Below are 13,047 nucleotides of genomic sequence, written 5' to 3'. Positions count from 1 at the left end.
GAGCCTCAGGACTCGTACGGGTCGCCGGGTGCGGTGGCGGGCCGCACCTCGATGACGTCGAGCGTTGACACGTACCCGTTGTGCTCGGTGGCCGTGCCCGGCCGGAGCTGACCGACGACCTCGATCCACGAGTCGTTGCGCAGGCCCTGCAGGTCCTGGCCCTCGAGCTTGACCTTGGCCGCGAACGCGTCCGCGGCACAGCAGCCGATCACCATCCTGGCCAGGTACGGGACACCGTCCCGGTTGGCCACGAACCCGATCATCTTGACCTTCTTGCCGACCAGCGTGCCGGTGGTGTCCCAGGCCCCGCGCGCGGCGAAGTCGCTCACCTTGATGCTGATCACCTCGTTGCCCGGCAGCGGCGCGAACTGGCCGGCCGGCTGCCGCACCGCCCGCCCTTCGTCCCGGTTCACCGAGTCGGCGCCCAGTGCCGGCGGCGCGATCAGGAACACCGCGAGCACGGGCAGCAGCAGCATCCAGGTGGTGTGCGTCTTGTGGTCGTGGCCCTCGTGGCCGTCATGATCGTCGTGGTCGTGCGCGTCGTCGGCGGCCGGCAGAGCCTGACCGTCCGCGCCGAACCGGACGGCCCGCGCCTCGGGCTTCGGGCGCGCGCTGCCCACCAGGTCACGCACGATCGACACCACGGCGAGCCCCACCATGATGAAGCCGGCCGCGATCAGGAACGGCTGCTGCGACGGCTTCACGTAGTTCAGGTAGCTGCCGCCGAGCGAGATTTTCAGCAGCGCGCCGCCCAGGAGCAGCAGCAGGATGTTCCCGGTCTCACGCCTCATCCGGCACCTCCGAACACCAGGAGCCCGACGCCGATCGCGCTGAGCAGGGCCACCACGAACGTCAGCGGCGCGAACCGGAGCGCGAACGAGCGCCCGAACGTGCCTGCCTGCATCGCCACCAGCTTCACGTCCACGGCGGGCCCGACGACCAGGAACACCAACTTCGGCAGCAGCGGCAGCGAGTAGGCCGCCGCCGCGACGAACGCGTCCGCCTCGCTGCACAGGGCGAGCACCACGGCGAGTACGGCCATCACGATCACGCCGAGCACCACGTCGGACCCGAGCGCGCTCATCCAGCTCGCCGGCACCACGACCTTGAGCACCGCCGCGACCAGCGCGCCGAGCACCAGGAACCCGCCGGCCTCCACCAGGTCACCGCGCGCGGTGTCGGCGAACACCAGCCAGCGGCGCCCCTCCTGCTTTTCCGGCAGCCGCTTGAGCGCCCGCTCGGCGATCCACTCGAGCTTGCCGAACCGCGCCCACAGCCAGCCCATGCCCACCGCGGTGAGCAGCGAGCCGAGGAACCGGGCCAGCGGCATCTCCGGGTCGTTGGGGAACGCCACCGCGGTCGACACGATCACCACGGGGTTCACGGCGGGCGCGGCGAGCAGGAACGTCAGCGCCACGGCGGGGGCGACACCACGCTGCATCAGCCGGCGGGCCACCGGCACCGAGGCGCACTCGCAGCCGGGCAGCGCGATACCCGCCGCGCCGGCCACCGGCACGGCCAGCGCCGACCGCTTGGGCAGCACCTTACGCAGCGCGCTGGCCGGCACGAAGGCGGCGATGGACGCGCTGATCAGCACCCCGAGCACCAGGAACGGCAGCGCCTGCGCACACACCGCGACGAACACGGTGGACGCCGTGCGCACGGTCGCCGAGAACTGGCCAGAGTCGGGCGCGATCAGCGATGCCAGCCATTCACGGCCGAGCAGCGCGACGATCAGCAGTATGGAGAGCACCTCGAGGGAGGTGATCCGGAAACCGCGCCGCGGCGGCTGATCGGGCGCCTGCGGCTTCTGGGCGACTGAAGTCATCAGATCGGGATTGTGCCAGTCCATGCAGTCATGCGTCTGCCGCCATAAGTAGCTCTCCGCGCACCTGCGACGCGGTGGACACGACCAGCATCAGCAGGGTGCCGAGCGCGGCCGAGCCGAGCCCCTCGGCCGGGAAGGCGTAACGCAGGGTCACGTCCATGCCCTTGTCGTTGCGCACCGCGCCGAGCGTGCCGAACAGGCCCTGACCTGCGCGTTCTGCCACCGCGACGGCTGTGTCGGCGCTGTTGGGCAGGTCCCAGGCCACCACGCAGGTGAGGCTGAGCACGGTCAGCCCCTCGGAGAGTTCCATGACCTGCACGGCGCACGGCACCTCGCCGTGCCGGAAGGTCAGCGCGCCGTCGTCGTCGACGTGCACCTCGTGGAACACCTCGAGTGCCTCGCGCGCGGCGGCCATCGTGTCGGCGGTCCGCTTCGCCTCGTCGGTCATGTACGTCCTTCCGAAGGTGTTGCCGCGTCGACCGCCGCACCGAACCGCCGGTCGCGGCTGGCGTAGGCCTCGCACGCCCGCCACAGGTCGCGCCGGTCGAAGTCGGGGAACAGCGTGTCCTGGTAGACCATTTCCGCGTACGCCGACTGCCACAGCAGGAAGTTGGACGTGCGCTGCTCGCCGGAGGGCCGCAGGAACATGTCCACGTCCGGCATCTCCGGGTGGTACATGTGCCGGGCGACCGTGCGCTCGTCCACCTTGTCGGGGTTGAGCTTGCCGGCGGCGACGAGCCGGGCGATCTCGCGCGCGGCGTCGCCGATCTCGGCCCGCCCGCCGTAGTTGACGCACATGGTCATGTTCAGCACGTCGTTGTTCTTGGTGCGCTCCTCGGCGTCACGCAGCTCGTTGATCACGCTGCGCCAGAGCCTCGGGGTGCGGCCGGCCCAGCGGATCCGCACGCCGATCGAGCCGAGGTAGTCGACCTGCCGGCGGATCACGTCGCGGTTGAAGCCCATCAGGAAGCGCACCTCGTCGGGGCTGCGTTTCCAGTTCTCGGTGGAGAACGCGTACACCGAAAGCCATTTGACGCCGATTTCCACGGCGCCGCTGGCCACGTCGATCATCACGGCCTCGCCGCGCTTGTGCCCCTCGATCCTGGGCAGGCCGCGCTGGTTGGCCCAGCGTCCGTTGCCGTCCATCACCAGCGCGACGTGGCGCGGCACGAACTCGGCCGGGATCTCGGGCGGACGCGCACCGGACGGGTGCGGATCAGGCGGGCGGACCGGCCCTGTCACGACGGGCCGACGGCGACGAAGCATGCCTCGCACAGTAGTGGCTATGAGGTTACGCGGATTGGGGCTGCCGTCGCGAGCGGGAGTCAGTCTCGCGGGGGTAACACTCGGAGCAAGGAGGAGGCCATGTCACGTACCGGGCAGTTGTACTTGGCATGGCCGACGACGCTGACAAAGATCAGTAGATCGCCGCTGCTTGCCCCGCGCAGCAGGCATTCGCCCAATTCGCGTGACCTCTAGGTGGCGGCGGTTTCCTCGCGCCCACGCCGTTCCACCAGGGGCAGGGTGCGCAGCTGCCGCTCCAGGTGCCACTGCAGGTGCGCGGCGACGAGCCCGCTGGTGTCACGGCGGGCGACCGAGCCGCTGGCCTCGGCGCACTCCCAGTCGCCGTGCATGAGCGCGGCGAGCAGCGAGAACGTCTCCGCGGACGGGCGGGCCGACCCGGGCGGACGGCAGCCGGTGCACACCGCTCCCCCGCCGGCGACGCTGAACGACGAGTGCGGGCCCGGCACACCACAGCGGGCACACTCGGTGACGGCGGGTTCCCAGCCCGCGAACGCCATGGCCCGCAGCAGGAACGCGTCCAGCACCAGCGACGGGTCGCGCTCGCCCGCGGACAGTGCCCGCAGCGCGCCGGCGACCAGCATGTACAGCCGCAGCACGGGCTCCTTCTCCTCGCCGGCGAGCCGGTCGGCCGTCTCCAGGATCGCGCACGCCGAGGTGTACCGCTGGTAGTCGCCGACGATGCCGGCTGAGAACGCGTCCACCGTCTCCACCTGGGTGATCACGTCCAGCGTGCGCCCCGTGTAGAACTGGACATCGACGTGACAGAACGGCTCGACCCTCGCGCCGAACCGGGACTTGGTGCGCCGCACGCCCCTGGCCACGGCGCGCACCTTGCCGGTGCGGCGGGTGAGCAGCGTGATGATCCGGTCGGCCTCGCCGAGTTTCTGCACGCGCAGCACCACCCCGGTGTCGCGGTACAGGTTCATGTGCCCATGTTCGCACCACCGGGTGACAACCGATCGGCGCAACGCCGCTATGAAGGGGGACCTCGGTGTCCGACAGCTCCAGCAAGCCAGTGCCACGGCTCGTCGTGACGTCACGCCCGCTGCCCGACTACCGCAACATGTTCGGACTGACCGATGAGGAGATCACCGGCGGGCCGATCCTGGACTGCGCGGCGGGCGCGTCGCCGTTCGGCGCCCAGGTGCGGGCCAGGGGCGGCGAAGTGGTCAGCGTCGACCCGCTGTACGCCGAGTCGCACAGCGCGATCACGGCGCGGATCCGCGCCGACCACGACGCGCTGACCGGCTGGCTCAAGCCGGACGGCCCGACGAACTGGGACTATCTCGGCTCGCCCGGTGCGCTGCTGCGCACCTTCGAGGTCGCCGCCGACTACTTCCTCGCCGATCTCGCCGCGAATCCCGCGCACTACGTCGCCGGTGCGCTGCCGCGACTTCCCTTTCCGGACAAGCACTTCCGGCTCGCGGTGACCAGCCACCTGCTGTTCACCTATCCACACCTGCTCGATGTGGACGACCACATCGCCGGGATCACCGAGCTGGTGCGCGTGACCGACGGCGAGGTGCGCGTCTACCCGCTCGTGGACAGCGTCTCCACCCTGTACCCCAAGCTGGACGACGTGCGGAAAGCCTTGGCGGACAAGGGAATCAGTACCGAGGTTCGCCAGACCATGGCCACCTACATCCCGGGCGGCGATCAGTTGCTGGCGTGCTCACCGGCCTGACCACTCGCGGGCGAGCAACGACCAGACCTGGGCGTCCTGCCGCCGCCCGCCGACCGGGAACACCTCGCGCAGCACGCCGTCCAGGGTGAAGCCGAGCCGTTTGGCGACCGCCGCGCTGCGCTCGTTGTCCGGCGAGCATCGCCATTCGACGCGGTGCATGCCGCGTTCGCGCAGCGCGTAGTCGATCATGCGGCGCACGGCTCGGGTGACGATCCCGTTGCCCTGCTCGGATTCGGCTAGCCAGACGCCGATCTCGCACACGCCGGTCCGCTTCTCCCAGACGCGGAACAGCGTGCCGCCGGCCATCGCCTCGCCGCGCCAGATGCCGTACAGCCGGCCCTCGTCGCGCGCCGACCGGTCGGCGTAGGTCGCCAGCAGCTCGCGCGCGGTCGGCGCGTCCACGATCGTGGTCGCCCACGGCAGCCAGGGTGACAGGTGTGCGCGCTCGGCGGCCACGTGCGCGGCGAACGCCTCGTCCTGCCACGGTTCCAGCGGCCGCAGCTCGACGCCGTCGACGAGCTCCCAGGTCAGCATCGCACCTCCCAGTGCATAACAAACGTTTGGTACGTACCATACCCGTCAACGAGAGAGGAGCACACGTGCCGGCACGAGGAGATCACGACGCACGCCGCCGCGAGGTGTCCGAGGCGGTCTGGCGGGTGCTGGCCGCGCACGGCTTCGGTGGCTTGACCATGCGCGCGGTGGCCGATGAGTTGGGCGCGACCACGGGCCTGCTCACCCACTACTTCGCCGACAAGCGCGCGCTGATCGCCTACGCGCTGGACGTCGCCGAGGAGCGCACCGACACGCGGAAGCTCCGCACCCCGCCGGCTGACGGGTTGCCAGCATTGCGGGCCGCACTGCTCGACGTGCTGGTGCTGGACAAGGACGCCGCCACGATGAACCGGGTGTGGGTCAGCTCGTGGGACGGCGCGCTGTCCGACCCGGAGCGGGGCGCCGTGCAAAAGGCGCGCTACCGCCGCTGGCGCGAGCGCCTACTGCCTCATGTCGTGGCCGCCCAGCGGCTCGGCCAACTACCGTCCACAGTGGACGCCGACGATCTGGTGGTGACCGCCGCCGCGTTCGCCCACGGTCTGGTGGTGCAGGCGCTGTTCGACCCGCGCAAGCTCCCCCGAGCCCGCCAAGTCACCCTCCTGGACAACTTCCTCGCCGGCCTGGCGAGCTAGAAACCCAAGCGGCGCAACTGTTTCGGATCGCGCTGCCAGTCTTTGGCCACCTTGATGTGCAGGTTGAGGTAGACCTTGCTGCCGAGCAGCGCCTCGATGTGCCGGCGTGCCTCGGCGCCCACTTTCTTCAGGCGTTCGCCGTGGTGCCCGAGCACGATCCCCTTCTGCGACGACCGTTCGACATAGAGAAACGCGTAGATATCCACGAGGTCGTCGCGCCCCTCGCGCGGCCCCATCTCCTCGACGGCCACCGCGATCGAGTGCGGGAGTTCGTCGCGCACACCGTCCAGCGCGGCCTCCCGGATCAGCTCGGCGACCAGCGTCGCCTCCGGCTCGTCGGTGAGTTCGCCACCCGGGTAGAGCTGCGGGCCTTCCGGGAGGCGGGCAACGAACAGGTCGGCCAGCGTGTTCACCTGGAACCCGTCCACCGCGGACACCGGCACCAGCTCGGCGAATTCCATGACGTCCTGCAGTGCCACCAGTTGCTCGGCGACCTGTTCCGGCTTGGCGAGGTCGGTCTTGGTGACCACGCCGATCACGGGGGTGCGCTTGGCGACCTTGGACAGCTCGTTGGCGATGAACTTGTCGCCGGGGCCGACCTTCTCGTTGGCCGGCACGCACAGGCCGATCACGTCCACCTCGGCCCAGGTCTCGCGCACGACGTCGTTGAGCCGCTGCCCGAGCAGGGTGCGCGGCCGGTGCAGGCCGGGGGTGTCCACGATCACCAGTTGGGCGTCGTCGCGGTGCACGATGCCGCGGATCGCGTGCCGCGTGGTCTGCGGCTTGTCCGAGGTGATGGCGACCTTGCTGCCGACCAGCGCGTTGGTCAGCGTCGACTTGCCGGCGTTGGGGCGGCCGACGAAACACGCGAACCCGGAACGGTGGCCCTCAGGACTGATCATCGACTCATTGTCGCTTATGGACATGTTGTGCGCCCTCAGTAGGGCGGTGGGTCCGGGTCGGCGATGGGTTCGGCCCGCACGGTGACTTCGCGGCCCAACGGGCTGCGAGTGATCACCACGTCCGGCTCCGGCTGTTCGACGTGCCAGCCGGGCTGTTCCTTGCACAGGTTGTGCCGCTCGCAACGTGGGTTGAGGTTGCACAGGCAGGTGTGCCCGTAATCGGCGTGCCGGATCGTATGGTCAATCTGGCAGCGGGTCGAGGGCCGGTTGCATCCGGGATGGGTGCATCGTGGATGTCGCAGTCGAACGTTCTCGCTCATCGCCGCCGGCGGATACCGTTTCCGCCCCACATCGGTGATCATCCCGCTCGCCGGATCATAGAGAATTCGCCGCCAAGTCGATTTCGGATCGGCCGCCAACTCCCGCACCACCTGCGCAGGTAGCGAATCCACCCCAACCAGCTCACCAGGCTTGTCGTCCACACCCAACAGCGTCGTGTGCGGAACCGTCACCCACACAATCGTCTTGATATGCGAACTGTTCTCGCCACACAGGAAATCCATCGCCACATCGAACCGCAACTGATCCAGGCTGCGGGTGTCACCTTGCTGCTTCAACCGGCGGGCGTGCTGATCGATCCGCACATACGCGGGATACAACTGCTCCACCGGTCCCCGAATGCCGAGGAAGGCCTCGCCGTCGTCTTCCCGAGTGAAGGTGACACACCGATCCTTGCGCCGCGCCAACCGACGCTGCTCCGCACCATCCGGGTCAACCTTCTTCACCCACCGGTTCGCCTTGTCCCGCAAGCTCTTGTAGAAGCGCGGCACATCAGCCAGCACACCGGCCTCCACCTCCTGAGCGTGCTCCACGGTGAGCGGACGGCAGACCTCATACATCGCGCGAGCCTTCGCCCAATCCACCTCACCACGCTCCAACGCGGCCAACGTCTGCGGCTGCCGCGTCACCAAACCTTCGGAGACCGACAGCTGGCGTGCGGCGTGCCCAGGCGACCAATCCAGATGCTCCCCGACCTCTTCGGACACGTATTTCGACACACCCCGCGCGGCCCGCATCTGACTGTACTGCGCCAGCAGATGAACCTCCCGCGCCTGCAACGCAGCCTTACCCTTCTGAACTATTTCCAGCTCCGCCAAAACACTGGCCTCATCGGCACGAAACGGTCCATCCGCCCAATCAAAATCAGGCGCCCCAAACTCCCGAGGCGCGGCCTCCAAAACCGCGTCCCAAGACATCTCCGAACCTATTACCAACACACCACAATTCTACCGGCTAATCCACGAAAATGGCGTCCTCCATTCCGGTGGCAAGCCGGTCGCCTTGCCACCCCCACGATGTCCAAACCACAAAAGGGCGACCGGCGCGGCAGCCAAACGACAGAAAGTGCACCTGAGAACGCCGATTACCCCTCGAACGGAGCAACCACACCACCAGATCGGCCGATGCGCCGTGCCTCCCCCAACGCGATGATCGAGAATTCACGCACTGGGGAGAGCGATCATGGGGCAACCGCGTGACAGTCAAGGTCGATTCGCGAAGAAGTGGGGAGCCGGAGCAGTCGCCGGGGTGGCGCTGAGCGGCACCGTGCTGGCGAGCGGAGGCGGCGCCGCAGTCAGCAGTGGCGCTGCCTCGGCCGGATCGCCGCTCGCGCAGAACGCCGCTCGCGCGAGGACAGCGAAGGCGAAAGCCCGCACCGACAAGGGCAAAAGCTCAGCACGCAAAGGCGACCGCGACGACACGTGGCGCCGCAGCGGCCTCAAGAAGCTCCAAGATCGAACAGAGAACCATCTGCTGTGCGCCGCCGTCTCCTACGACGAAGTGCGCGAATTCTTCCTGCGCAACCGCTGCAAGTCACTCGACCGTTTCATCGTCACGCTCCAAGACGGCGGCGACACCATCGTGGTCGCCGTCGCCTGGGTCGAGATGAACACCTCCCGCGATGCCCGCAAGCTGCAGGACCTGATCGACAAGGACGGCACCGGCAACATCCTCCCGAAGACCGCCGCCCTGCTCGGCGCCCCCCACGCCAAGTTCGACGGCGCCGACTACGACTCGACCCGCACCCGCGTCACGATCGCCGAAGCGGCAACGGTCACCGGATCACCCGACGAGGAACTGCTCGAAGCGCTCGCCGAAATGGCCACACTCTTCCCGAAGCCCTGAGCTACAGGGTGTCCCGAACCTCGCCCGAAGCGTCGGCAACGAACACCGGCGCGGACGACGCCAGCTCCCGCACAGCGGCCAGCGAGTCAGCGTCCACAGTGGACGATGACACCACCGCGGCCGCCTCGATCCCTTGCGCCCCACTGGAAACAGCAGCAGCGACGGCGGCCTGCAACGCGGTGAGCTTCAACGAGGACAGCGCGACCGTGCCCGCCGTGTACGTGCGCCCGTCGGTGTCCCGCACCGCCGCCCCCTCCGCCGCCCCAGTGCGCGCCCGCGTCGACCGGGCCAAGGTGATGATCTTGGCGTCCTCCGGGTCCAGGTCAGCCACCGTCGGTGCTCCTCTCCGTCTCCCGGGGCGCACCATTGGTTCGCCGCACCACGACCGCGGTGATCCGCACGCGTCCCCGGTTGTCCTTACCGCCCTCAGCCCGCAACCGTAGCCCGTTGATCTCCGCCTCCGCGCCCGGCAGCGGCACCCGTCCCAGCCGTTGGGCGAGCAGCCCGCCGACCGTCTCCACGTCGTTGTCGTCCAGCTCCACGTCGAACAGCTCGCCAAGATCCTCGACCGGCAGCCGCGAGCTGACCCGCACGATCCCGTCCTCCAGGTGCTCCACCGGCGGGCGGTCGTCGGTGTCGGACTCGTCGGTGATCTCGCCGACGATCTCCTCCAGGATGTCCTCGATCGTGAGCAGCCCGGCCGTGCCGCCGTACTCGTCCACCGCGATCGCCATGTGGTTGCGCGACACCTGCATCTCGCGCAGCAGATCGTCCAGCCGCTTGGTGTCCGGCAGGAAGTTCGCCGGCCGCATCAGGTCGGCGACGCCCGGCCACTTGTCCGGCTGCTCGTCGGCCCCGACGTCCAGCGCGGCACGGGCGAGATCCTTGAGGTTCACCACGCCGACGATGTCGTCGACGCTCTCGCCGATCACCGGCAGCCGGGTGTACCCGCTACGCAACGACAACGCGAGCGCCTGGCGCGCGGACTTGGTGTGCTCGATCCACACGATCTCGGTGCGCGGCACCATCACCTCGCGCGCGATCGTGCCGCGCAGCTCGAACACCGAGTGGATCATCTCGCGCTCGCCGGCGTCCACAACGCCACGCTCCTGCGCCATGTCCACCAGCTCGCGCAGCTCCACCTCGGAGGAGAACGGGCCCTCGCGGAATCCCTTGCCCGGCGTGATCGCGTTACCGATGAGGATCAGCAGCCGGGACAGCGGCCCGAGCACCAGACCGAGCGCGCGCACCGGGCCGGCGACCACCACCCCGACGCCGTAGGCATGTTGTCGCCCAAGGGTTCTCGGCCCGACACCGACGAGTACATAGGACGCGACGAGCATGCCGAGCGCGGCGGTGAGCACGGCCAGCCAGCCGGGGGTGATCCAGCGCAGGCACACCACGGTGACCAGCACCGTGGCGGCCAGTTCGCAGCCGAGTCGCAGCAGCAGCAACAGGTTGATGTGCCTCGGCCGCTCGGCCACCACCGCGGCGAGCTGCTTCGCACCCGTCCGTCCACTTCGGACAAGACTGTCCACGCGGGCGCGGGACACGGCCGACAGCGCGGCGTCCGCACCGGCGAACACGCCCGCCGCGAGCACCAGCAGGATTGCGAATACCAACAGCGTGACGGAGTTCGTCGTCACCGGACCTCGCTCAGCCCTCGTCGGTCTTGGCCGGCTCGGTGAGCCCGACCGCGCCGAGCACCTCGTCGTCGGCGCTGCGCTGTGCGGCCTTGCGGCGCGCCTCGATCTTCGCGGCGGCGAACTGCTCGAGAATTCGCCCCTGCAGCGTGAACATCTCGCGCTCCTCGGCCGGCTCGGCGTGGTCGTAGCCGAGCAGGTGCAGCGTGCCGTGCACGGTGAGCAGGTGCAGCTCCGACAGCAGACTGTGGCCGGCCTTGCGCGCCTGGTCCTTGGCGAACACCGGGCAGAGCACGATGTCGCCGAGCAGCGCCGGCCCCGGGTCGGTGGAGTCCGGACGGCCGGAGTCCAGCTCGTCCATGGGGAAGGCCATCACGTCGGTGGGACCGGGCAGATCCATCCAGCGTTCGTGCAGGTCGGCCATCACGTCCAGCTCGACAAGCCGCACGGACAGCTCGGCCAGCGGGCTCACGCCCATCTTCCGCAGTGCGAACGCCGCGACGTCCACGATGGACGCCTCGTCAACCGCCACGCCCGACTCGTTGGCGATCTCGATGCTCACCGATCACCGTCCCCGGCGGTGGTGCCCCACGCGTGGCCCGGAGTGCCCGTGGGAGTCGGCGCCCGCGTCGTGCATCGCGTCCTGAGTGGACTGCCACCGGTCGTAGGCGTCCACGATGTTCCCGACGAGCCGGTGCCGCACCACGTCGCTACTGGTCAGCGTGGAGAAGTGCACGTCGTCCACGCCGTGCAGGATGTCGCGCACCACGCGCAGGCCGCTGCCCTGCCCGCCGGGCAGGTCGATCTGCGTGATGTCACCGGTCACCACGATCTTGGAGCCGAAGCCCAATCGGGTGAGGAACATCTTCATCTGCTCGGGCGTGGTGTTCTGCGCCTCGTCCAGGATGATGAACGCGTCGTTCAACGTGCGGCCGCGCATGTACGCCAGCGGCGCCACTTCGATCGTGCCGGCCTGCATCAGGCGCGGGATCGAGTCGGGGTCGACCATGTCGTGCAGCGCGTCGTAGAGCGGCCGCAGGTACGGGTCGATCTTCTCGTAGAGCGTGCCGGGCAGGAAGCCGAGCCGCTCCCCCGCCTCGACGGCCGGCCGGGTCAGGATGATCCGGGTGACCTGCTTGGCCTGCAGCGCCTGCACGGCCTTGGCCATCGCGAGGTAGGTCTTGCCGGTACCCGCAGGGCCGATGCCGAACACCAGCGTGTGCTCGTCGATCGCGTCGACGTAGTGCTTCTGGTTGAGCGTCTTCGGGCGGATCGTGCGGCCGCGGCGGGACAGGATGTCCAGGCTGAGCACCTCGGCCGGCGACTCGGCGGCACCCGCGGACAGCATCGCCACCGTGCGCTTCACCGTGTCCGGCCCGATCTGCTGGCCGCGCCCGGCGAGCGTCACCAGCTCGGCGAACACCCGCTCGGCGAACGCCACGTCGCTGGGCGCGCCGGACAGTGTCACCTCGTTGCCACGTACGTGCACGTCGGCGTCGAGCAGCTCTTCGGCCGCCCGGAGATTCTCGTCTGTGGAACCGAGCAGTACGAGCACGGCCGCGTCAGGCACGGCGAACCGCGACTGGGCCGGTTCGGCGGCCGCTGCGGAAGACACGGACGAAGACGTGCTGGCCTGCTGGGCGGCCCCACCCTGTGCGTTACCCGCCAATTGCCTGCGTGCCTGCTTCCTGCTTCGTCCGTTCGGTCCACCCCATGCTAGCCGTCCCGCCCGACAGCGCGCACCGACAAATCGACCACCTGACAGCCGACGACAATGCGGGCCTGGGGACTTTAGCCCGCTAAAGTACGCGCCTCTGGAGCGCTTCTCACGGGGTGCGGCGACAGTTGCGCAGGTCAACGCCCTGTGGATAGTGCGCTTGACATGTGGCACCCGTTGTGCGTGCGTACTTTAGCCCGCTAAAGTACGTAACCACATAGTTGCGTGACGCGGGGTGATCAGGATTCAGGGGCGGCCGAACAGGCCGAGCTGCTCGCCGCCGAGGACGTGCAGGTGCACGTGGAACACCGTGCGCCCGGAGTCCTCGCCGATGTTGAACACGAGCCGGTAGCCCGACTCGTCGATTCCCTCCACCTTGGCGACCTCCGCGCCCGCGGTGGTCAGGTCGGCGAGGAGTTGCGGGTCCGCGGCGGCGAGTGAGATCGCGTCCTCGTGGTGCTCCCGGGGCACTACGAGGACGTGCTTCGCGGCCTGCGGCTTGATGTCCCGGAACGCGAACGTCTTCTCGGTCTCGTGCACGACGGTCGCCGGGATCTCCCCCGCGACGATCTTGCAGAACAGGCAGTCGGCGGACAC

16 protein-coding genes are annotated in these 13,047 nt (G+C 69.0%); 3 read left to right on the top strand and 13 right to left on the bottom strand.

Annotated elements, in window-relative coordinates:
* Window positions 1-5: 5 nt before the first annotated feature.
* The 5 genes from EV193_RS32300 to recO form a co-directional block, all read right to left on the bottom strand.
* On the bottom strand, window positions 6-791 hold the full coding sequence (locus EV193_RS32300) for a TIGR03943 family putative permease subunit (RefSeq protein ID WP_130348771.1): 786 nt from the start codon (window positions 789-791) through the stop codon (window positions 6-8).
* Entirely contained in the window at window positions 788-1,828 is a 1,041-nt protein-coding gene (locus EV193_RS32295; protein WP_130348770.1) for a permease, read from the bottom strand. The genes EV193_RS32300 and EV193_RS32295 overlap by 4 nt, the downstream gene beginning before the upstream one ends.
* A 28-nt stretch (window positions 1,829-1,856) precedes the next feature.
* The gene (locus tag EV193_RS32290; protein ID WP_130348769.1) at window positions 1,857-2,276 is read right to left on the bottom strand and encodes a YbjN domain-containing protein; all 420 of its coding nucleotides are present in this window, start codon (window positions 2,274-2,276) and stop codon (window positions 1,857-1,859) included.
* Window positions 2,273-3,094, bottom strand: a complete 822-nt coding sequence (locus tag EV193_RS32285) for an isoprenyl transferase (protein ID WP_130348768.1) — start codon at window positions 3,092-3,094, stop codon at window positions 2,273-2,275. The genes EV193_RS32290 and EV193_RS32285 overlap by 4 nt, the downstream gene beginning before the upstream one ends.
* A 209-nt stretch (window positions 3,095-3,303) precedes the next feature.
* Complete coding sequence (recO, locus tag EV193_RS32280) at window positions 3,304-4,059, bottom strand: DNA repair protein RecO (protein WP_130348767.1); 756 nt, start codon at window positions 4,057-4,059, stop codon at window positions 3,304-3,306.
* A gap of 65 nt (window positions 4,060-4,124) precedes the next feature.
* Here recO and EV193_RS32275 point away from each other — a divergent pair, with 65 nt between their 5' ends.
* The gene (locus tag EV193_RS32275) at window positions 4,125-4,817 is read left to right on the top strand and encodes a hypothetical protein (protein ID WP_130348766.1); all 693 of its coding nucleotides are present in this window, start codon (window positions 4,125-4,127) and stop codon (window positions 4,815-4,817) included.
* Here the strand turns inward: EV193_RS32275 and EV193_RS32270 are convergent.
* Window positions 4,806-5,351, bottom strand: coding sequence for a GNAT family N-acetyltransferase (locus tag EV193_RS32270; RefSeq protein ID WP_130348765.1), 546 nt, complete (start codon window positions 5,349-5,351; stop codon window positions 4,806-4,808). The two genes, EV193_RS32275 and EV193_RS32270, sit on opposite strands and share 12 nt — an antisense overlap.
* Before the next feature lie 65 nt (window positions 5,352-5,416).
* On the opposite strand from EV193_RS32270, the gene EV193_RS32265 reads away from it, so the two are divergent.
* Window positions 5,417-6,004, top strand: coding sequence for a TetR/AcrR family transcriptional regulator (locus EV193_RS32265; protein WP_130348764.1), 588 nt, complete (start codon window positions 5,417-5,419; stop codon window positions 6,002-6,004).
* Here EV193_RS32265 and era read toward each other — a convergent pair.
* A complete protein-coding gene (gene era / locus EV193_RS32260; RefSeq protein WP_130348763.1) occupies window positions 6,001-6,906 on the bottom strand; it encodes a GTPase Era in 906 nt (301 codons plus the stop codon). The genes EV193_RS32265 and era overlap by 4 nt on opposite strands.
* A gap of 35 nt (window positions 6,907-6,941) precedes the next feature.
* Window positions 6,942-8,162, bottom strand: a complete 1,221-nt coding sequence (locus tag EV193_RS32255; protein ID WP_130348762.1) for an HNH endonuclease signature motif containing protein — start codon at window positions 8,160-8,162, stop codon at window positions 6,942-6,944.
* Window positions 8,163-8,427: 265 nt separating this feature from the next.
* On the opposite strand from EV193_RS32255, the gene EV193_RS32250 reads away from it, so the two are divergent.
* Window positions 8,428-9,090: a hypothetical protein gene (locus EV193_RS32250; protein WP_130348761.1), complete on the top strand. Its 663-nt coding sequence runs from the start codon at window positions 8,428-8,430 to the stop codon at window positions 9,088-9,090.
* Window position 9,091: 1 nt separating this feature from the next.
* Here EV193_RS32250 and EV193_RS32245 read toward each other — a convergent pair whose 3' ends face one another.
* The 5 genes from EV193_RS32245 to EV193_RS32225 form a co-directional block, all read right to left on the bottom strand.
* A complete protein-coding gene (locus tag EV193_RS32245; RefSeq protein ID WP_130348760.1) occupies window positions 9,092-9,421 on the bottom strand; it encodes a cytidine deaminase in 330 nt (109 codons plus the stop codon).
* Entirely contained in the window at window positions 9,414-10,736 is a 1,323-nt protein-coding gene (locus tag EV193_RS32240) for a hemolysin family protein (protein ID WP_130348759.1), read from the bottom strand. The genes EV193_RS32245 and EV193_RS32240 overlap by 8 nt, the downstream gene beginning before the upstream one ends.
* Before the next feature lie 10 nt (window positions 10,737-10,746).
* On the bottom strand, window positions 10,747-11,295 hold the full coding sequence (gene ybeY / locus EV193_RS32235) for an rRNA maturation RNase YbeY (protein WP_130348758.1): 549 nt from the start codon (window positions 11,293-11,295) through the stop codon (window positions 10,747-10,749).
* 3 nt (window positions 11,296-11,298) lie between these two features.
* Entirely contained in the window at window positions 11,299-12,402 is a 1,104-nt protein-coding gene (locus tag EV193_RS32230; RefSeq protein WP_130348757.1) for a PhoH family protein, read from the bottom strand.
* Between the two features lie 294 nt (window positions 12,403-12,696).
* Window positions 12,697-13,047 (bottom strand): histidine triad nucleotide-binding protein, encoded by a 351-nt coding sequence (locus EV193_RS32225; protein ID WP_165401588.1) that lies wholly within the window; start codon window positions 13,045-13,047, stop codon window positions 12,697-12,699.

The sequence above is a fragment of the Herbihabitans rhizosphaerae genome (assembly GCF_004216555.1).
GTDB lineage: Bacteria > Actinomycetota > Actinomycetes > Mycobacteriales > Pseudonocardiaceae > Herbihabitans > Herbihabitans rhizosphaerae.
This window is presented reverse-complemented; position numbering and strand designations above follow the sequence as displayed.